The sequence below is a fragment of the Ensifer sp. LC163 genome, assembly GCF_001695855.1.
In the GTDB taxonomy this organism is placed as follows: domain Bacteria; phylum Pseudomonadota; class Alphaproteobacteria; order Rhizobiales; family Rhizobiaceae; genus Ensifer.
In genome coordinates, this window is sequence record NZ_MBSS01000001.1 from 623098 (window position 1) to 642747 (window position 19650).

The 19650-nt window shown below is 63.9% G+C and carries 19 protein-coding genes; 13 read left to right on the forward strand and 6 right to left on the reverse strand.

Annotation, left to right across the window (positions count from 1 at the left end; all coding sequences use genetic code 11):
* The first annotated feature begins 1 nt into the window (after position 1).
* Positions 2 to 187, forward strand: a complete 186-nt coding sequence (locus tag BC360_RS03070) for a DUF1059 domain-containing protein (RefSeq protein ID WP_065793274.1) — start codon at positions 2 to 4, stop codon at positions 185 to 187.
* Positions 188 to 677: 490 nt separating this feature from the next.
* The gene (locus tag BC360_RS03075; RefSeq protein ID WP_065786350.1) at positions 678 to 983 is read left to right on the forward strand and encodes a hypothetical protein; all 306 of its coding nucleotides are present in this window, start codon (positions 678 to 680) and stop codon (positions 981 to 983) included.
* A 159-nt stretch (positions 984 to 1142) separates the two neighbouring features.
* On the opposite strand, the gene BC360_RS03080 is transcribed toward BC360_RS03075, so the two are convergent.
* The 3 genes from BC360_RS03080 to BC360_RS03090 are packed head-to-tail and all read right to left on the reverse strand — an operon-like array spanning position 1143 to position 3651.
* Positions 1143 to 2402 (reverse strand): CCA tRNA nucleotidyltransferase, encoded by a 1260-nt coding sequence (locus tag BC360_RS03080; RefSeq protein ID WP_065794160.1) that lies wholly within the window; start codon positions 2400 to 2402, stop codon positions 1143 to 1145.
* On the reverse strand, positions 2399 to 3031 hold the full coding sequence (locus BC360_RS03085) for a CoA pyrophosphatase (protein ID WP_065786348.1): 633 nt from the start codon (positions 3029 to 3031) through the stop codon (positions 2399 to 2401). Before BC360_RS03085 ends, BC360_RS03080 begins: the two co-directional genes overlap by 4 nt.
* Positions 3028 to 3651, reverse strand: coding sequence for a DUF1285 domain-containing protein (locus tag BC360_RS03090; protein WP_065786347.1), 624 nt, complete (start codon positions 3649 to 3651; stop codon positions 3028 to 3030). Before BC360_RS03090 ends, BC360_RS03085 begins: the two co-directional genes overlap by 4 nt.
* Positions 3652 to 3845: 194 nt before the next feature.
* On the opposite strand from BC360_RS03090, the gene BC360_RS03095 reads away from it, so the two are divergent.
* Genes BC360_RS03095 through BC360_RS03120 form a run of 6 tightly spaced genes read left to right on the forward strand, consistent with a single transcriptional unit; the run spans position 3846 to position 12384 of the window.
* Entirely contained in the window at positions 3846 to 4859 is a 1014-nt protein-coding gene (locus BC360_RS03095) for an AAA family ATPase (protein ID WP_065786346.1), read from the forward strand.
* A 3-nt stretch (positions 4860 to 4862) separates the two neighbouring features.
* Complete coding sequence (locus BC360_RS03100; RefSeq protein ID WP_065786345.1) at positions 4863 to 5783, forward strand: DUF58 domain-containing protein; 921 nt, start codon at positions 4863 to 4865, stop codon at positions 5781 to 5783.
* The gene (locus BC360_RS03105; protein WP_065794161.1) at positions 5780 to 8587 is read left to right on the forward strand and encodes a DUF4159 domain-containing protein; all 2808 of its coding nucleotides are present in this window, start codon (positions 5780 to 5782) and stop codon (positions 8585 to 8587) included. Before BC360_RS03100 ends, BC360_RS03105 begins: the two co-directional genes overlap by 4 nt.
* A 10-nt stretch (positions 8588 to 8597) precedes the next feature.
* On the forward strand, positions 8598 to 10667 hold the full coding sequence (locus BC360_RS03110; RefSeq protein WP_065794162.1) for a hypothetical protein: 2070 nt from the start codon (positions 8598 to 8600) through the stop codon (positions 10665 to 10667).
* The gene (locus tag BC360_RS03115; RefSeq protein ID WP_065786342.1) at positions 10664 to 11152 is read left to right on the forward strand and encodes a GNAT family N-acetyltransferase; all 489 of its coding nucleotides are present in this window, start codon (positions 10664 to 10666) and stop codon (positions 11150 to 11152) included. Before BC360_RS03110 ends, BC360_RS03115 begins: the two co-directional genes overlap by 4 nt.
* Before the next feature lie 38 nt (positions 11153 to 11190).
* Complete coding sequence (locus BC360_RS03120; RefSeq protein WP_065786341.1) at positions 11191 to 12384, forward strand: glycoside hydrolase family 5 protein; 1194 nt, start codon at positions 11191 to 11193, stop codon at positions 12382 to 12384.
* Between the two features lie 345 nt (positions 12385 to 12729).
* Here the strand turns inward: BC360_RS03120 and BC360_RS03125 are convergent, their stop codons facing one another.
* Positions 12730 to 13290: a GNAT family N-acetyltransferase gene (locus tag BC360_RS03125; RefSeq protein ID WP_065794163.1), complete on the reverse strand. Its 561-nt coding sequence runs from the start codon at positions 13288 to 13290 to the stop codon at positions 12730 to 12732.
* A 257-nt stretch (positions 13291 to 13547) separates the two neighbouring features.
* Here BC360_RS03125 and BC360_RS03130 point away from each other — a divergent pair, with 257 nt between their 5' ends.
* The gene (locus BC360_RS03130) at positions 13548 to 14525 is read left to right on the forward strand and encodes a glutathione S-transferase family protein (RefSeq protein WP_065794164.1); all 978 of its coding nucleotides are present in this window, start codon (positions 13548 to 13550) and stop codon (positions 14523 to 14525) included.
* Positions 14526 to 14582: 57 nt separating this feature from the next.
* Here the strand turns inward: BC360_RS03130 and BC360_RS03135 are convergent, their stop codons facing one another.
* Positions 14583 to 15092 (reverse strand): NUDIX domain-containing protein, encoded by a 510-nt coding sequence (locus BC360_RS03135; protein WP_065794165.1) that lies wholly within the window; start codon positions 15090 to 15092, stop codon positions 14583 to 14585.
* 68 nt (positions 15093 to 15160) lie between these two features.
* Between BC360_RS03135 and BC360_RS03140 the strand changes: the two genes are divergently transcribed.
* Together BC360_RS03140 and BC360_RS03145 are read left to right on the forward strand one after the other, a co-directional pair.
* Positions 15161 to 16063: a metallophosphoesterase family protein gene (locus BC360_RS03140; RefSeq protein ID WP_065786992.1), complete on the forward strand. Its 903-nt coding sequence runs from the start codon at positions 15161 to 15163 to the stop codon at positions 16061 to 16063.
* 292 nt (positions 16064 to 16355) lie between these two features.
* A complete protein-coding gene (locus BC360_RS03145; protein WP_065794166.1) occupies positions 16356 to 16907 on the forward strand; it encodes a tetratricopeptide repeat protein in 552 nt (183 codons plus the stop codon).
* A 64-nt stretch (positions 16908 to 16971) separates the two neighbouring features.
* Here the strand turns inward: BC360_RS03145 and BC360_RS03150 are convergent, their stop codons facing one another.
* Positions 16972 to 17754: a DUF3313 domain-containing protein gene (locus BC360_RS03150; RefSeq protein WP_208858144.1), complete on the reverse strand. Its 783-nt coding sequence runs from the start codon at positions 17752 to 17754 to the stop codon at positions 16972 to 16974.
* A 407-nt stretch (positions 17755 to 18161) separates the two neighbouring features.
* Here BC360_RS03150 and BC360_RS03155 point away from each other — a divergent pair, with 407 nt between their 5' ends.
* Together BC360_RS03155 and BC360_RS03160 are read left to right on the forward strand one after the other, a co-directional pair.
* Complete coding sequence (locus BC360_RS03155) at positions 18162 to 18680, forward strand: RNA polymerase sigma factor (RefSeq protein ID WP_053248203.1); 519 nt, start codon at positions 18162 to 18164, stop codon at positions 18678 to 18680.
* 3 nt (positions 18681 to 18683) lie between these two features.
* A complete protein-coding gene (locus tag BC360_RS03160) occupies positions 18684 to 19511 on the forward strand; it encodes an anti-sigma factor family protein (RefSeq protein ID WP_065794167.1) in 828 nt (275 codons plus the stop codon).
* Positions 19512 to 19650 lie beyond the last annotated feature (139 nt).

The window sequence follows — 19650 nt, forward strand, 5'->3', positions numbered from 1 at the left end:
CATGCGCCTGTTTGAATGCGGTTCTCTTGTCCCGGGTTGCGAATGGCACACCCGCGCCGATAACGACGCCGAAATCGTCCGCCGCGTGGTGGAACACATGCGCCAGGCCCACGGCGAAACGATGATCCGCGAAAACATGATCGACAACATCAAGGCCCGCATCGTCGAAGAGACCGAGGCCGCCTGACGCAGACACATGCCGTCTGAACGCGCGGGTTTCGCGATCATAGCGCACCCGGAGCGCATCTCATTGCCTTGCCGCCCGATGATGGTGCGTGGTGCCGAACGGGTGCGAGGCACCAAAGCGATCACGGCTACTGCATAATTCCTTAAATCGGAATCGATTTAAGGAATTATGCAGTAACTCAAAGTGTTACAGCGACCTTTGCGCGTCTAAATAGACGCGCGGCGCTGTAAACCGCCCGACCTGGATTTTCAGAACGCATTGACCGATTCCGTGATCCAGTTCTGGAACTGGGGGCACACAGCACTGCCTTCGGCGATCCCAGGCGCAGTGGCAATGGCGTGAACGGAGATTTGACCCGCGCGGTACTCACGCTCTATAGCCATTCAATCAGCACGTGGCCTGCAGTCCTCATGGTGATCTCTTGCGTTTGCCGGCGGCCTGCGCGAACGTCCCATGCCCTGCATCTTTTTTGAACTGGCATTCGAAACCAATGAACGACAAAGTTTTTGAAACGTTGACCGGCATGTACTTCACGGTCGACGACCCCGATGGAAGTTACGGCACCGGTCAAGTTATTCGTCTCGCTGCCGAAGGGATCTATTTCATTCGCTTCGATGGCAACGAGGTGACACTGCCTCTGGAGCTCGTATCCATCGGCGAGATGTTGCAGACCACCGAGGAAGAGTACAAGCTCTGGCGGTTCTTCGACACGATCGAGGAAAGGGACAAGTGGATCGAATGGCTAGACGCACCGTCGAAGCCGCGGGTCGTCTCGCTCGTGAAGCCGGCCAAGTAACGGCTGTCGGCTGGTACCGCAGAGGCCGACAGCTTGTACCTGGCAGAAGGTCTTATGGGCGACACTTTCAAGGCTGCATGGTCAATCTTGGGGGCTGCCCATGAGGGGTATTTTTGCTGCCATGCTGCTGACACGACGCCAGAGTGCTTTCCGCGCGCTTTACGCGCGCGGCACCATGGCTTCGAGCCGGGCGACAAGGTTCGCCCGGTCGACGCTGAAGTTGCGCTCGACCCACAGGGTCTCCAGTTCACCCAGCACCTCGCCGACGCGCGGCCCGGCCGGAATGCCGGCCTTCAGCACATCGGCGCCCGTCAGCGGGAAGCTTGGACGCTTCCATGTCTCGGCGCGCTTCAGCAGGCGCTGGAACGCCGCCGTCTCGGCAAGCAATGTCGGATCGTTCTCGGACTTGCGTCTGGCCGAGGCGAGCGCCAGCCGCAGCCGAGCCGAAATCCCCTCTGCACCGTGGCGATAGAGCAACCGGTCGAGCGCCGCATCGACCGTCGTTGCCGGGATTGCGGGCGCACTCGCCCAGCGCGCGAAGTAGCCGGCCTCCGCCTTCGACAGGCGCAGCCGTCCAGCCATGGCTTCGAGCCGCTCTTCATCCGGTGGCACGATCGCGGCAAGGCGCAGCAGCGGATCCGGCGCCCACGAGAATGCCCGCTCGGCGGCAACCAGTTCCGGAATGGCGTCGATGCCCCATTTCTCCGTCTCGGGCAGGATTTCGGTCAACACGCCGGCCTGTCGCATCCAAAGCAGCGCTCGGCCCGGGTCCTCGGCCGAAAGCAGCTTCTTCGTTTCCGCCCAGACCCGCTCTGCCGAAAGCGTCGACAGCTTGGAGCGCGCCTGGGCGCAGGCCCTCAAGCCATCGGCATCGGGACGACCGTTGCCGTAATGGGCAAAGAAGCGGAAAAAGCGCAGAATCCGGAGATAGTCTTCGGCCACCCGCTCGGCCGCGTTGCCGATGAAACGCAAGGTCCGGCTCTCGATATCGGCAAGGCCGCCGACATCATCCACGACCTCGCCCCGATGGTCGGCGTAGAGCGCGTTGATGGTGAAGTCGCGTCGCTCGGCATCCGCTTTCCAGTCGGTGCCGAAGGCCACTTCCGCGCGGCGCCCGTCGGTCGCAACATCGCGGCGCAGCGTCGTCACCTCATAGGGCGTGCCGTCGATCACCAGCGTCACTGTGCCGTGGTCGATGCCTGTTGGTACCACCTTGATACCGGCGGCCTTGGCGCGGGCGACAACCTCGTCGGGATGCCAGGTGGTGGCCATGTCGACATCGCCTGCCGGCACGCCCATAAGGCTGTTGCGCACGGCGCCGCCGACGACGCGCACCTCCCCTCCTTCCCCATTCAGGAGGTCGAAAACGCGGCGAAGGGATGGAGCCGAAAACCAGCTCTCACCGGCAACCGAGGTCATGCATAAAGCCTTTCATAGAGCATTCGAACGATGCCGGCGGTGATACCCCAGATATTCCTGTCGCCATAGGGCATGCGATAGAAATGCCGGTCCTCGCCCTGCCAATGGCCGCTTCCGCGCCCATGGTTTCCGGGGTTCATCAGGAACGACAACGGCACTTCGAAGACACTTTCGACCTCGTCCGGATTGGGCACCAGCTCGAAGCCGGGCTGCACCACCGCCAGAACCGGCGTAATCTTGAAGCCGGACAGCGCCATGTAGTGCGGCAGTCGTCCGATGGTTTCGACGAAACGTGGATCGAGACCGATCTCCTCCTGCGCCTCGCGAAGGGCGGCAAACTCGATCGAGCGGTCCTCCGGGTCGACGGCGCCGCCGGGGAACGCCACCTGGCCGGAATGCTTACGCAGGCTTGCGGTCCGCTGGGTGAAGATGACATGCGCATCCTCGCCGTCGTCGACCACCGGCACCAGCACGGCGGCATCCTTCAGATGCAGGGTCTCAAGATGCGGCACGATGCCGGGATTGAGGAGGAAATCGCCGTGCTCCCGCCACGCGCTTTCCACCGGCCCGCCCATCTGGGTCAGTGCCCGGCGGCGAAATTCGTTGGCGGAATAGGGATGCACATTCATCGCGACAGCGCTTCCAGTTCAGCGGCTGGCATGATCGGGAAGACGGAACCACCCGAGCGCACGCAGAACATCTCGATGCCGTCGACGACCACGGTCTCGCCGAGTTCGACAATATCGTACATGACGGGCCGCGAAACCAGCGCTTCGAGCCGGCCACGCACATGCAGATAGGGCTTCAGTTCGCGGTTCTCGCCGTGGATGACAAAACGCAAGACATGTTCCGGCCCGGCCTCGACAACGTCGCCGACATTGGTGCGAAAGGTCAGCACCTGCACGCCATCCGTCTGCGTCACGCTCATTTCGACGGCAACGAAGGGCGCGTCGACGATGCGGATCGCCACCTTTTCCACAGGCGTCACCAGATAGGTAACGCCGTCGTCGTCCTTGCGCAAAACTGTGGAGAACAGCCGCACCAACGGCTGGCGGCCGATCGGCGTGCCGAGATAGAACCAGGTGCCGTCGGCGCGGATTTCCATGTCGATATCGCCGCAGAACGGCGGATTCCAGCGCTCCACGGGCGGCAGGCCGCGGTTGCCGTCACCCGTCTGGCCGGCCGCGCGCGAGATCAGCGCCGCCAGTCCGGCTGCGTCCCCGGTTCGCTGAATTTCGGCTTCTGCCATCGTTCCGTCCCGATTGGCCCCGATTTTGCACCGGAGGCGTGTATGCGGTCGCGAGATGCGACGTGTATGCTGTCACGAGATAGTGCGTCTGCGGCGACTTGTCAGCCGTCAGCCAGGGTCTAAATTGGAATAAGGCAACTGAAATCCCCGGCGGGGCGATTCGGTTCAACAACGGGCGACCGGGGAGTACGACCATGAGTGTGATGAAGGGCGCCACGGACGCGACCGACGAAAAGGCGATCGTTGCCGCGGCGGAAAACGCGCTCGCGGAGATCGCGCTCGTGCGGTCCGAAGTCGGCAAGGTCATCTTCGGTCAGGAGAACGTGGTCGAGCAGACCCTGCTTGCGGTGCTGTCCGGCGGTCACGCCCTGCTCGTCGGCGTTCCCGGCCTTGCCAAGACCAAGCTGGTGGCGACGCTCGGCACTGTTCTCGGGCTCGCTTCCAGCCGCGTGCAGTTCACGCCCGACCTGATGCCGTCGGATATTCTCGGCTCCGAAGTCATGGACCAGGATGGTGCCGGTCATCGCTCCTTCCGCTTCATCCCCGGTCCGATCTTCACGCAGCTGCTGATGGCCGACGAGATCAACCGTGCCTCGCCGCGCACGCAGTCCGCATTGCTGCAGGCGATGCAGGAGTATCACATCACCGTTGCCGGCGCCCGCAAGGACCTGCCGCAGCCATTCCACGTGCTCGCTACCCAGAACCCGCTGGAGCAGGAAGGCACCTATCCCCTGCCCGAGGCCCAGCTCGACCGCTTCCTGATGCAGGTCGATGTCGGCTATCCCGAGCTTGCGGCCGAACGGCAGATCCTGCTGGAAACCACCGGCGTCGGCGAGAGTTTTGCCCGGCCGGTGATCGACGCCGCCCGCCTGCAGCAGATCCAGAACCTCATCCGCCAGATGCCGGTCGGCGAGAAGGTGGTCGACGCCATCCTGGCGCTGGTGCGCTCGGCCCGTCCCGGCAACGGCAATGCCGCCACCGACAAGAACGTCGCCTGGGGCCCCGGCCCGCGCGCGGGCCAGGCACTGATGCTGTGCGCCCGCGCCCGCGCGCTCTATGACGGACGTCTCGCGCCGTCGATCGACGATATTCTGGCGCTTGCCGAGCCCGTTCTCCAGCACCGCATGGCACTGACCTTCGCCGCCCGTGCGGAAGGCATGACCGTGCGCGACGTGATCGCCGGGCTGGTGAAACAAGCCAAGGGATAAAGAATGGCGTCCATCGGGCACATTGTTGCGCGTACCCCCGCTGGTGAGGTTCTTTCCCGTGCGCAGCAGCGCGCGATGCTCGTTCCTGACTGCCTGGTCGAAGCCCGCCGGATCGCCAATACGGTGATCTCCGGCTGGCATGGCCGGCGCAAGCGCGGGATCGGCGAGAATTTCTGGCAGTTCCGCCCCTATAGCGACGGCGAGAGCCTGTCGCGTATCGACTGGCGCCGCTCCGCCCGCGACGATCATACCTATGTGCGCGACCGCGAATGGGAAGCGGCCCACACCATCTGGCTCTGGGCCGACCTGTCGCCGTCGATGATGTACAAGTCGACGCTCGGTTCGGTGTCGAAGGAAAGCCGGGCGTTGGTGCTGATGCTTGCGCTCGCCGAGATCCTCGCGCGCTCGGGCGAACGCATCGGATGCCCCGGGGTGATGGAGCCCGTCTCTGCCCGCAACGCCGCCGAACGGCTGGCAACCGCGATCATGCTGAGCCCGCTTGCCGAAGGGCTTCCGGACACGGGCATGATCCGCAGCGCCAGCGATCTCGTGCTGATCGGCGACTTTCTCGATCCGACCGACAGGATCATGGAGCGGCTGGGTCCCCTCGCCCGCCGCGGCCTGCGCGGCCATGTCGTCGAGATTGCCGATCCTGCGGAGGAAGTTTTCCCCTATGCCGGGCGGACCGAATTCAGCGATCCGGAAACCGGCCAGAAGCTGACGGCTGGCCGCGCCGAGATCCTGCGCGAGGACTACCAGCGCGCCTATCTCGCCCGCCGTGAGAGCCTCGGCGTGACGTTGCGCCATCTCGGCTGGACCTTTACGCCGCATAGAACCGACCGGCCGGCCTCCGAGGCGCTGGTTGCCGTCCACATGTACCTCTCCGGCATGCCGGGACGCGCCACCCATGGGGGCCAGCTATGACCGGCCTTCCATTCCTCTTTGCCAATCCTGCGCTGCTTGCCGCCCTCATCGCTCTGCCGGTGATCTGGTGGCTGTTGCGCATGACGCCGCCGAAGCCGGCGGCCGAAGTGTTTCCGCCGCTGCGCATTCTCGCCTCCGTGCTCAAGCGCGAGGAGACGCCCTCCAAAAGTCCGTGGTGGCTGACCCTGCTGCGCATGCTGATGGCGGCCGCGGTCATTCTCGCGATCGCCGATCCCGTCGTGAACCCGCGGCAGAACACGCTTGCGACCGGCGGCCCACTCGCGATCGTCGTCGACAACAGCTGGGCCACTGCCACCGATTGGGAACAGCGCGTCAATGCCGTCAGTACGCTGATCGATGATGCGGAAGCGCGCGATCTGGCGATCTCGATCGCCTTCACCGGCGATCGCCAGCACGATGCCACGCCGGGCTCGGCCGCGACCGCGCGCAACAGGCTTGCCGCTGCCGCCCCCATCCCGCTTGCCGTCGACCGCGGCCAGGCGATAGCCGCGCTGAAAACCGCATTTGCGGGCACGAAACCCGGCACGCTCGCCTTCGTCAGCGACGGCATCGAGGCTGCAGACCAGAAAACGATGGCAGCGCTCGCTGAGGTTGGTGCGGCCGAATTGCGGCTGATCGAGGCCGATGGCAGCCGCACCGTGGCGCTGACCGATACCAGCAACGGCTCGACCGGCATGTCGGTGACCGCCACGCGCCTGCGCAAGGACGGTGCGCTGACCCTGCCGATCGTCGCCTATGATACGCGCGGTCGCGCCATCGCCGACGGACAGATCGCCTTTGCCGCCGGCGATGGCGTTGCCAAGGGCAGCATCGAAGCGCCCTTCGAACTGCGCAACGACTTTGCCCGCATCGGCATCGAGAATGCCGCGACCGCCGGCAGTGTGCATCTGCTAGACGATGGCTTCCGCCGTCGCCGCGTCGCCCTTTTGAGCGGCGAAGCCCGCGACCTGTCGCAACCGCTTCTGTCGCCGCTCTACTATATCAACCGCGCGCTCGCCCCCTACGCTGACCTCGTCGAACCGCACGAGACCGATCTGGCCGTCGCCATTCCGGAACTCTTGGAACAGAAACCATCCGTGCTGATCATGGCCGATATCGGCCGGCTGCCTGAAGAGATCTATCCGAAGCTGTCGAAGTGGATCGACAATGGCGGCATGCTCATCCGCTTCGCCGGCCCACGACTAGCCGCTGCGCCCGCCGACGATCCGCTGGTGCCGGTGACGCTGCGCCAGGGCGAGCGGGCGCTCGGTGGCGCGCTTTCCTGGTCCGAACCGCAGCCGCTCGCCGACTATCCGGCCAACAGCCCATTTGCCGGCATGGCACGCCCGAACGACATTCTCGTCAAGCGGCAGGTGCTGGCCGAGCCGACTGCCGATCTTGCCGAGCGCACCTGGGCAAGCCTTGCCGACGGCACGCCGCTGGTAACGACGTCGGCCCGCGGCGCCGGCCGCATCATCCTCTTCCATGCCAGCGCCGAGGCCACCTGGTCGAACCTGCCGATCTCAGGCGACTTCGTCGAGATGCTTCGCCGCAGCGTCCAGCTTTCGCGCGGCGGCGGCGTTGCCAACGAGGGCAAGGTCCAGCAGCAGACGCTCGCGCCTTACCGGCTGCTCAATGCCGACGGCGTGCTCGTGGCCGAGACCGGAAACGCCCGGCCGCTTGACGTCGTCCCCGGCAAGGTGCCGGTTGCGACGCCGAACAACCCGCCGGGTCTCTATGGCTCGGAAGACGGTTTCACCGCGCTCAACCTGCTGCCGCGCGACGCCGAACTGCAGCCGATCGACATGGCCGCCGCCGGCGCTCACACCGTGCAGCAATTGGCCGGCTCCGAGAGCTGGTCGCTGAAGCCGGCCCTGTTCACGCTGGCGCTGCTGCTGTTGCTGGTCGACGCGCTGATCGTGCTGTTCATGGGCGGTGCCCTCTCGCGGCCGCGCGCAGCAAAGTCAATGACCGCGGCCATGCTGCTGGCAGCAAGCGCCTTCCTCGTTTCGCCGCCGGACGGTCTGGCCGACGACAGCCGACCGGAAGACGCGGCCATCCTCGAGCGCCTCGACACGACGCATCTGGCCTATGTCGTGACCGGTGAAAGCGAAGTCGACCGCCTTTCCGAGCGGGGCCTGATGGGGCTGACCGACTTCCTCACCTATCGCACGACGCTTGAACCCGGCACGCCCGTCGGCCTCGACATCGCCAAGGACGAACTCTCCTTCTACCCGATCATCTACTGGCCGGTCTCCGCATCGGCGCCGATGCCGAGCCCGCAGGCCGTCAGCCGCATCGATGCCTATATGCGCGCCGGCGGCACCGTACTGTTCGACACGCGAGACCAGTTCTCCTCGCTCGGCGCAACTTCCGGCGGCACCAGCCCCAACACCGAGAGGCTGCAGGCGATCCTCGCCAACCTCGACATCCCGCCGCTGGAGCCGGTTCCGACCGATCATGTGCTGACCAAGGCCTTCTACCTCCTGTCCAATTTCCCCGGCCGCTATGCCGGTAGTCCGCTCTGGATCGAGGCGCAGCTCGACAATCGCGAAGAGGCAAGCAATCGGCCGGCCCGCTCGGGCGACGGCGTGACGCCGATCATGATCACCGGCAACGACTTTGCCAGCGCCTGGGCGGTGGACGCCAATGGCGTCGCGCTCTTGCCGACGGTGCCGCCGGACGAGATGCAGCGCGAATACGCCTTCCGCTCCGGCGTCAACATCATGATGTATATGCTGACCGGCAACTACAAGGCCGACCAGGTGCACGTGCCGGCCCTGCTCGAACGGCTCGGACAGTGAGGGCCGATCGATGACCGCCGACTTCTCGCCTTTCATCCCCTGGCCCTATCTTGCGATGCTTGCCATTGCAGCCGCGGTTCTCGCCGCGCTCGGCATCTGGCGCGGTGTGCGCGGGGCCTGGGTTCGTGCCGCAGCCCTTGCCGCCTTCTGCCTGGCACTTGCCAATCCGATCCTGTTTCAGGAGGAGCGCGAACCGCTGTCGACGATCGTTGCTGTTGTCGTCGACCGCAGCCAAAGCCAGGACTATGCCGGCCGGCGCGAGCAGACCGACAAGGCGCTTGCCGACCTCAAGGACCGGCTCGCCCGCTTCCCGCAGATCGAGACCCGCATTGTCGAAGCTGCCGACAGCGAGGACAGCGAAGCACCATCGACGCGGCTCTTCTCCGCGTTGACATCCGTGCTTGCCGATGTGCCGCCGGCGCGGGTCGGCGGTGCGATCTTCATCACCGACGGCCAGATCCACGACGTCCCCGATATCAATCAGAAGCTCGGCTTCGACGCGCCGGTCCATGGGCTGATCAGCGGCAGACCGGACGAGTTCGATCGCCGCATCGAGATTGTCAGCGCGCCGCGTTTCGGCATCGTTGGCGAACAGCAGAAGCTATCCTTCCGTGTGGTCGACGATGGCAAGGCGCCGGGCGGAACCGCCGAGGTGACCATCCGCCTCAACGGCAACGAGATTGCCACCGAGGTCGCCGAACCCGGCACCGACGTGCCTTTCAGCTTCACCGTGCCGCGCGGCGGCAACAACATTCTCGAATTCGCCGTGAACGGCGTCCCCGGCGAAGTCACCGAAACCAACAATCGCGCCGTCCATGTGCTCGACGGCATCCGCGAGAACCTGCGCGTCCTGCTCGTCTCGGGCGAGCCGCATGCGGGCGAGCGCGCCTGGCGCAATCTTTTGAAATCCGATGCCGCCGTCGACCTCGTGCACTTCACCATTCTGCGGCCGCCGGAAAAGCAGGACGGAACTCCGATCAACGAATTGTCGCTGATCGCCTTTCCGACGCGTGAGCTGTTCGTCGACAAGATCAGCGAATTCGACCTGATCATCTTCGACCGCTACCAGCACCGCGGCGTTCTGCCGATCCTCTACTACGACAACATCGCCCAATATGTGCAGAACGGCGGCGCGCTTCTGATCGCCGCCGGGCCTGAGCATGCCGGCAACGATTCCATTGCAGCCACGCCCCTGTCGGCCGTGCTGCCGGCAAACCCCACCGGCGTGATGAATGAAAAAGGCTTCTACCCACGCCTGTCGGACGAGGGAAAGAAGCATCCGGTCACCCGTGGCCTCGAAGGCGCTGCAAGCGAGCCGCCGCAATGGGGCCGCTGGTTCCGCACCGTCGATGTCGATCGGCCGCTCGGTCAGACCGTGATGGAGGCCGCTGACGGCAAACCGCTTCTGGTGCTGAACCGCGTCGGCAAGGGGCGCGTCGCCATGCTCCTGTCCGACCAGGGCTGGCTCTGGGCTCGCGGCTTCGAAGGAGGAGGTCCGCACGTCTCGCTCTATCGCCGCACCGCCCATTGGCTGATGCAGGAGCCGGCGCTGGAAGAGGAAGCGCTGACAGCACGCGCGGCCGGCCGCACGTTGGAAATCACCCGCCAGACCATCGAAGGCGACCCCGGCCCGGCGACCCTCAGCTATCCCTCTGGAAAGACCGAGGAACTGACGCTGACCCAGCGCGAGCCCGGCCTCTACAGCGCCGAAGTCAAAACCACGGAGACCGGGCTGTTCGAAGTCGCCAACGACGAACTGACGACGCTTGTTCACGTCGGCAATGTCGACGCTCCGGAGTTCAGGGCGGCGATCTCGACCGAGGACAAGCTGCGCCCCTGGGCTGAAAAGACCAAGGGGCTGGTGCGCCGGCTGGCTAGCGCCGACGGCGCCATCGACCTGCCGTCGATCCTGCCGGTGCGCGGCGCTATCCGTGTCGCCGACGACCAGCGGCTGTCGCTGCGCATGACCGACGAGACGGTGCTGCGGGGCATCAACTCGCTGTCGCTGTTTACCGGTCTCTTCGGCCTTGCGGCCCTGCTCTTCCTGATATCGGCGACCTGGTACCGCGAGGGCCGATGACCGATCCGAGCATCGCCATCAGCAACCTGCGCGACGTGCCGTGTTTCGCGGACGATATTGCCGACCGCGTCTGGCGGGCCTGGTGGGAACCGCGCGGCTTTCCGCTCGGCCATATCGCCGGGCTGGTTGCCGGAAGCCTCGGCGACGATCACATTCCATTTGCCATCGTCGCCCATCGCGGCGCGACCTTCATCGGTACCGCATCGGTCATCGAATCCGATCTGGACGAGCGGCCGGCGCTTGGCCCCTGGGTCGCGGCGGTCTGGGTAGAGCCTACATTTCGCGGGCTGGGCATTGGGGCAAGCATCGTTCGCCATGCGGCGGAAGCGGCTTTGGCCATCGGCGTCGACAGCGTTTATCTCTGCGCCTTGCCGCAGAAGCGCGCGTTCTACCAACGCGGCGGCTGGCAGCTCGACGAAAAGGATGTGGGTGAAAGCCGGCTCGACGTCTTCAGCATGCGCCGTTCCCGATTTAGGCCACAATGACTGTCGACATCGCAGGGACAATTTTTGGAGCCCTGTAGATGCGTTTGATAGCCTCCTCCCTCCTCGCCCTTGCCTTAGCCGGTCCTGTCATCGCCGGGCCCGCCCACGCCGCCGATCTCATCGGTTTCTGGGACAAGCCGCAGCATGGCGGCAATAGCTTCAACCGGCTGCCGCCGGACGAGGCCTATTTCAAGGCACTGTCCGGCTACGGCGCCACCTGGGTTCGCCTGTCCTACGACAAGTGGAAGCCGGCCAAGCGCGACTATCTGATTGGCGACGCCGACAAGTACGAGGGCATTCCCGCCGCCGACCTGAAGACGCTGAAGGAAACGCTCGACCGGGCCGACAGGGCCGGATTGAAGATCGTCATCACCCCCTTGTCGCTGCCCGGCATGCGCTGGTCGCAGAACAACGGCAACAAGTTCGACGGCCGCATCTGGCAGGACAGGGCCTGGTGGGCTCAAGCCGCAAGCTTCTGGCGCGATCTTGCGCGCGAGCTTAGGGATCATCCTGGTGTTGCGGCCTACAACATCATCAACGAACCGGCCCCTGAAAAGCAGAATGGCCTGGCCGAACATGCCGACAACAAGGCGATGCTCGACTGGTATGCGGAAAAGAAGGACGGGGCCTCCGACCTCGTCGCCTTCTACGAAACGATCATCGCCGCCATCCGCGAGGTCGATCCAGCCACCCCGATCATGGCCGACGCCGGCTGGTATGCCGCAGCCGACGGTTTCAACTATTGGCCGTCCGGCCTCAGCGACCAAAAGGTGCTCTACAGCTTCCACATGTACGAGCCCTATGCGGCGACGAGCGCGCCCAACATGAAGCGCGAAAAGCCCTACGCCTATCCCGGCAAGGTACCCTTCGGCGAAGGCGAAGAGAACTGGGACAAGGCGCGGGTTGCGTCCTACCTCGACCAGCCAGTGCAATGGGCGAAAGACAAGGGCATTCCGCTCAACCGCGTCGTTGCCGGCGAGTTCGGCTGCATGCGGCGCTGGACCGGCTGCAAGGCCTATCTCGAAGACGTTCTGACGACGCTCGACAAGGACAGCCTGCACTGGGCCTTCTATAGCTTCCGCGAAGACAGCTGGGACGGCATGGACTACGAGCTGGGATCGAAGAAGGTCCACTGGAAATACTGGGACGCGATCGACGCCGGCGCGCCGGACCCGGTCAAGCGCACGGCGACACCGGAATTCGAGCCGATAGCCAAGCGGCTGGCGAAATAGGAGCGCCCAACCTGCGCGGACGGGGTCTGGCGGGAAAGCTGCTGGCAGCGGCCGAGGTAGAGGCGGTCCGCCGCGGCTGCTAAGGCGCCTGGATCGACACCGTCAACCTGCAGGCGCTGCGCCTACAAGCGCCAGGGCTACGAGACGTTCTGCGAGCTGCCCGACTTCCCGCCGGGCCGCAGCCGGGTCTTCCTGAAGAAGCGGTTGGCTTAGAGGCTACAGCGCCGCGCGTCTTATCAGACGCGCAAAGGTCGCTGTAGCACTTTGAACCGCTGCATGTTTCTATCCTTAAATCGGATACGATTTAAGGATAGAAACATGCAGTAGCGGCCGCGGCGTTATCTATCAGACGGCAAGCGCCAGTTCGATATCAGCCTCCGATGCAGTTGCACCGTGGGCCGCCGCATCATCCCGCCAGCTGATGACACCGGAAAGGCCGGCGTGCACACCCTCGGCCATCGGCACCACCAGCACCCGCGCCGGATCGACCGGGCCCGGAAACTCCAACGCGGCGTAGCGGACTTTTTCGAATCCGAGCGGCTGATAATAGGGCGGATCGCCGACGAGGATGACGGCCTCAGACCCCTTCCGCCGCGCCGCCTCCACGGCGATGCGCACGAGTTCCCGGCCGATGCCCATGTTCTTGTGCGACGGCCTGACGGCAAGCGGCCCAAGCAGGTGGCCCTTGATCGAACCGGCCATGACAGGCGTCATCCGCACCGAGGCGATCGTCTCGCCATTGTCGGCGCAGACGAATGACAGCGACCGATCGTGCGGCCCCTGCTCACGGATGCGCGCTGCCGCCCGGGCAAACCGGCCGGGGCCAAAGGCTTCATCGTTGATGATTTCGATGGCTGCGTCATGGGACGCGTCTTCGGTCAGGTAGACGAGGTCGTGCTTTTTCATGGGATCAGGAACCAGGCATACGAACGGACATGGGATGGCTTCGCCCGAAGGGGCGTTGGCAGCATCAGCGTCGTCGCAGGTTTCCCGAGAAGGTCATGAGTACGGTTCGTTCCGGACACAGAGAAATTTTCTGAAATCGCCGATAGCAGAAAATTGCCCGATGTCAAAGCCCAAAACGCACTGTTCAGAAATCGATACCTACCGCAGGCCGACAAAGCGGCTATCTATGAACGACGAAAACCCGAAGGAGATCGCCCATGGGCAGGCTTGTAGACGGCGTCTGGCAGGACGTCTGGTATGACACGGCGGCGACGAAAGGCCATTTCAAGCGCAGCGAATCACAATTCCGCAACTGGATCACCGCCGATGGTTCGCCGGGCCCATCCGGCCAAGGCGGCTTCAGGGCAGAGGCCGGGCGTTATCATCTCTACGTCTCGCTTGCCTGCCCCTGGGCGCATCGCACGCTGATCTTTCGCAAGCTGAAGAAGCTCGAAGACCTGATTTCGGTCTCGATCGTCGATCCGCTGATGCTGTCGAAGGGCTGGGAATTCAAGGGCAAGGATGGCGGCACCGTCGATCACCTCTTCGGCTTCGACGCCCTTTGGCAGGTCTATGCCCGTGCCGATCCCAGCTATTCCGGCCGGGTAACCGTACCGGTGCTGTGGGACAAGCAGCAAAACACCATCGTCTCCAACGAATCCGCCGAAATCATCCGCATGTTCAACTCCGCCTTCAACGGACTGACGGGCTCGAAGGACGATTTCTATCCGGAGGACCTGCGCACCGAAGTCGACGAACTGAACGGCCGCATCTATGGGGCGGTCAACAACGGCGTCTACAAGGCAGGTTTCGCCACGAGCCAGGAGGCCTACGAGCAAGGCGTCACCCCACTGTTCGATATGCTCGACGAACTGGAAGAACGGCTCGCCACTCGACGCTACCTGACCGGCAGCAAGCTCACCGAAGCCGACTGGCGGCTATTCACGACGCTGGTGCGCTTCGACCCTGTCTATGTCGGTCACTTCAAGTGCAACATCCGCCGGATCGCCGAATACAAGAACCTGCAGGGCTACCTGCGCGACCTCTACCAGGTGCCGGGTGTGGCCGAGACGGTCAACATGCATCACATCAAGGACCATTACTACCGCAGTCACACGATGATCAATCCGACCGGCGTCGTACCCGTCGGCCCGATCCTGGATCTGGATGCGCCGCATGGGCGGGAAACCATTTAGGCCCGTGCCCTTTAAGGCGTCCCCGCGCGTTCAGGCGCGCGGGGGCGGGCAGCCGGCCTACCAGTAAGTGTCGAAAGCAGTGCCACCCGCCAGCTCGGCAAGCCGGCGACGCGTTGCCGGAGTGGCATCGTCCGGCAGCGCGTCAAGCGCGAAGAAACCGCTCGCCGCGATCTCCAGATCCGGCACTTTCGGTAACGTCTGGCGCACGCCGTCGCAACGGTAGAAGACCACATGATCACGACGGCTCGTGCGCCTGTTGTAATAGACCTGCACCAGTGTCGGCGGGATCGTCGTCTCCAGATTACCCTCTTCCCGCAACTCCCGCAGCAGGCCCTCAAGCGCAGTCTCGTCGCGGTCGAGCCCACCGCCCGGCAGGTGCCAGCCGGGAAGATAGGAATGCCGCACCAGGAAGACGCGCCCTTCGCCGTCGAAACAAGCGGCGCGCACGCCGATCGTCATGCCACGCGCCAACGCGTAATAGCCATGGGCCAGACGCATCAGGACGCGGAGATACCAGCGCCGCATCTCCGGTGGCCGCTGCTGTTCCAGATGCCGTTCCTCCCGCATTTACCGCCAGGCCGGATTAATCCGGCGACATGATTCCCCTCAACTGGAATATGCGCTAGACGGGGATGATGTTCAAACTCGCCCATATCTCCGATGTCCATCTCGGCCCTCTGCCCGACCTCTCCTTGAGGGAGCTTGCCTCCAAGCGCATCACCGGCTTCGTCAACTGGCACCGGAACCGTAGACGGCACCTGTTCACGGGCACGCTCGACTGCCTGATGGCCGATATCGAGAAGCGCGATCCCGACCACATGGCGATCACCGGAGACCTGGTGAACCTCGCCTCGTCGCGGGAGATCACGGCGGTCACCGATTGGCTCGAGGACGCCGGCGATCCCGCCAACATCTCGATCGTCCCGGGCAACCACGATGCCTATGTGCCCGGCGCCTACGAAAAGACGACGCGCGCCTGGTATCCCTATATGCGCGCCGATGGCGCACCGGCCAATTGGCACGAGAGCCACCGTTGTTTCCCCTATATGCGGGTGCGCGGCCCGGTGGCGCTGATCGGCTGCTCGACCGCAGTGGCGACACCGCCCTTTGCCGCCAGCGGATATTTCGGCCAGAGGCAGGCGCGGGCCACCGTCAACCTGCTGCGCCAGGCGGGCGATGCCGGGCTCTTCCGCGTGGTGATGATCCACCATCCGCCAATCCGCGGTGCCACCTCGCTGCACAAGCGCATGCTCGGCATCCGCCGGTTTGCAGCGACGATCTCGTCCGGCGGTGCCGAACTGGTGATCCACGGCCACACGCACCTGAACACCGTCTATTCGCTCAAGGGCCCGAACGGCCCCGTGCCGGTCGTCGGCATCTCCTCCGCGTCGCAGGGGCCGGGCGGCCACAAGCCGCAGGCCGCCTACAACCTGTTCACGATTGCCGGTGAGGCCGGTAACTGGCACCTCACCCGCGAGCGCTACGCGCTCAACGCTGATGCGACCGGCGCGACGCTGGTCGAAACCACCCGCTTCTAGGTCATGTCGCGCAAAAGTGCGCAGCGGTTTTGCGATAACGACATGCGAGGGAACACGAGCTTAAAGCGCAACAAGCGGATCTGAAAGATCGCGGCGCGCTTTAGGCCCCTCGCCCGAAGGCCGCTTGAACGAGCAGACCGGCCTGTTTTTCGCCGGAGCCTCGTCGCCGGGCGAATAAATGCGTCTGTTCGTGCGTCACACTCCCGTTCGGGTTCCCACAACCGGCAGAGCGATCTATTCTCTGTGCCGAAAATGGTGTGCTCGGCGCCATTGCAGATGATGGGAGATCGGCATGATGTACCGCAAGACCATTCTATGTGCCCTGTTTGCCGCCAGCGCGGCTGCCTTTGCAGGGCAGACGGCCATGGCCGCCGGCGAGGACACCAGCGAGCCGCCGAAGAAAACCAAGACGAGCAGCGAATGCACCAATGGCAAGATCTGGGATGCCAAGAAGAACGCCTGCGTCAACGCCAAGAAGAGCGATCTGAGCGACGACATCCTGTTTGAGGCCGCCCGCGAGCTTGCCTACGCCGGTCAGTATGAGAACTCCATCAAGGTTCTCGGCGCCGTCAAGGATCAAAAAAGCGCCCGCGTGCTGAACTATCTCGGTTATGCCAACCGCAAGGCCGGCCGCATGGAACTCGGCATGCAGTATTACAAGTGCGCGCTTCAGGCCGACGAGAACTATATCCTCGCCCGCTCCTACATGGGCCAGGCCCTGATCGAGCAGGGTCAGATCGAGGATGCCCGCGTACAATTGGTCGAGATCCGCGATCGCGGCGGCGAGGACAGCTGGGCCTATCGCTCGCTGCTGCAATCGCTCGGCGGCGTCAGACAATATTGATGCATGCCCTCTGCCTTCCCGAACATGGGAAGGCAGCCGCGGCATCGACCCAAGAAGCCTTTCCTCAGATGCGCTTCTTCTCGGTCCATTCCGGCGGCAGGCCCAGCGCGCCGCCGACGATGCCCGTCACGCCCGAGCCACGCCCGAAGATAGCGCAATCGGGATCGGTCGACTTGCCGGTAACGGCATAGGAGACGCTGTTCGAGACGTTCTTCATTGACGGCAGTTCGAAGCCGGACTTCATCGGGTCGTTCGATTTTGCCAGCAACGCACTGAAATCGTCGGAAAAATCGCCGGCCAGTTCGAACGCATCGGCAGCGGTCGACGCGCGCGAACCGTTGGTCAGGATGTTGGCTCCGCGCGCCCATGTCAGCCCGGCGATCTGCTTGCCCTTCGCATCGAAGGCCTCCGCCTCGACGGCGAGACTGCCAAGGCCGATCGGAATGCGCGGAACCGGCACGGGGGAAACCGCCGTGGTGACAGTCGACACGCCGGCGACGACGGCGTTCGTTGCCTTGACCTTGCTGACCACGGAGCGCACGGCCATATCCGCCGGCTTCGATACCGGTACCACATCGAAATGTGCACTGAGTGCCTCGCACAGCGACCGGTCGATGGCCGTTGCCACCAGCTTCTTCTGCGGGTCGCCGAGCGTGCCGACATCGGCATTGGCGGCAAAGGTCGTCGGGATCAGATGCACCGTCTTGACGTTCTTGGTCGAAGCGGAATCCACCCGATATTTCGTCTTGGTCACCATGCCGTCGCTGGCGACGAAATCCTTGTAGGACGACAGCGAACCGGTTTCACTGAGGGACGCGCTCTGGCAGGCCGCAAGGCCTGTCAGCAACGCGGTCAGCCCGGCAATCCGGATGCAGGCCCGCGCCGGCCGCAACCGATCAGAACGCGATCGCCCCGTGGATCGCCGACCGTCACGTCTTCCGCTACCGCATTCTTGTTTGTTCATTGACACTTCCCCCGACAACGACCTGCAGTTGTGCGGATGAGTACCGATCAGATTCGGGCCGAACTTTGGCGCAATGCCGGCCAGCCCTTGCAGTTTACGGTAACGAAAGCGCCGCGAGATGGAACGCCGATGCGCGAAGGTTTTTGGGATAATGGCGCGCGAAAGAACAGATTTCGCTTTCCGATCCGTGACTTCCCTTGCAGACTGAGGACCAAATGTTTCATATCATTCGCTGTGGATATTACTTGGCGAATAAAGACACGATCCCGCACGTTTCATTTGGAAGAGCAATGCGCCCAGCGGCAGAAACGAAGGACTTCAGACGCGACTTGGTCAGCCTGCTGCCCAAATTGCGCCGCTTCGCGATGACATTGACGCGCAATGCACATGATGCCGATGACCTTGTCCAGGAAGCTTGCGAAAGAGCGATTACGCGCAGTCACCTCTGGAACGGCGAAGGCCGCCTCGAAAGCTGGATCTACGCCATGACGCGCAATCTTTGGGTCGACGAGATCCGCAAGAGGAAGGTCCGAACCGGCAGTGGTACGATCGATGTGTCCGACCAGGATGAACTGAGCGTCGAGGCCTCCGCCGAGAAAGCCGTCTACGCCAATCAACTGCAGAAGATGATCCTCTCTATGCCCGAGGGCCTGGCAAGCACCTTCCTTCTGGTCAATGTCGAAGGCCACAGCTACCGCGAAACGGCCGATATCCTCGGCATTCCCATCGGCACGGTGATGAGCAGGCTGTCGACGGCGCGCCTGAGGCTCGCCGCGATGATTTCCGAGAACACCGAAAGGAGGGCATGACCGTTGCAGCAGACGAAAGGTCACGCGCTCGAAATCCGGTTGTGCGCCTATATCGACGGCGAACTCGGCGAGGCAGAAAAGACTGAACTCGAGACACTCCTCGCCCATGACGAGGACGCCAAGGCGTTGTTTGAAAAGCTGAAGGCGGGCAGCGCCTTCGGCGACACGGCTTTCGAGGATTTCCTTCACGATCCCGTTCCGCTGGCTCTGGTGCGTCAGATCAAGCAGGGCTCCGGCATCAATCCCAAGGCGGAACGCGTAACCATAGCGGCCGCCAATGTGCGCAGTGCACGCATCTGGCCACGTGTCATGGCGGCATCCGTGGCGCTGGTGTTGGTCGGTGGCGCCACCGGCTTTATCATCGGCACGGCCAACAACGTCGCCGAGCCGACGAAGCTCGCGTCGGCACGCACCTGGCTTGACGACATCGCCGACTACCACCGCATCTATTCGCGACAGAAGGAACGCCTCGTCGAGGTTCCGGCCTCCGACGCGCCGAAGATCGAGACATGGCTCGCCTCCAGCGTCGGTGTCCCGTTCACCATTCCCAACCTGACCGGCAAGGGCCTGAACTTCGAGGGTGCGCGCCTGCTTGTCGCCAACAGCAAACCCGTCGCGCAACTCATCTATCGCAATGCCGATGGCGATGTGTTTGCGATCTGTTTCCTCAAGGACAGCGACAGCCCGCAGTCCGACAAGTTCTCCGAAAGCATCCGCGACGATCTTGGCATGGTTTCCTGGCAGCGCGGCGGCGCGTCCTTCGTGGTCGTCGGTCCGTCTGCCACCGTCGGCCTGCACGATCTCGCCGAAGCGGTCGCAACGACGATCTGAGTCCACGCCTTGAAAGCGTAGCTGAGCCGCGACCTCCGCGAACGTTCGGGAACGGTCTCATCGCAGCGCCCGTTGCCGGAGTGGATCTCGCGGCCGATGCAAGGACAGCGCTTCTTCAAGCCGACCGCGCGGCAAAGGA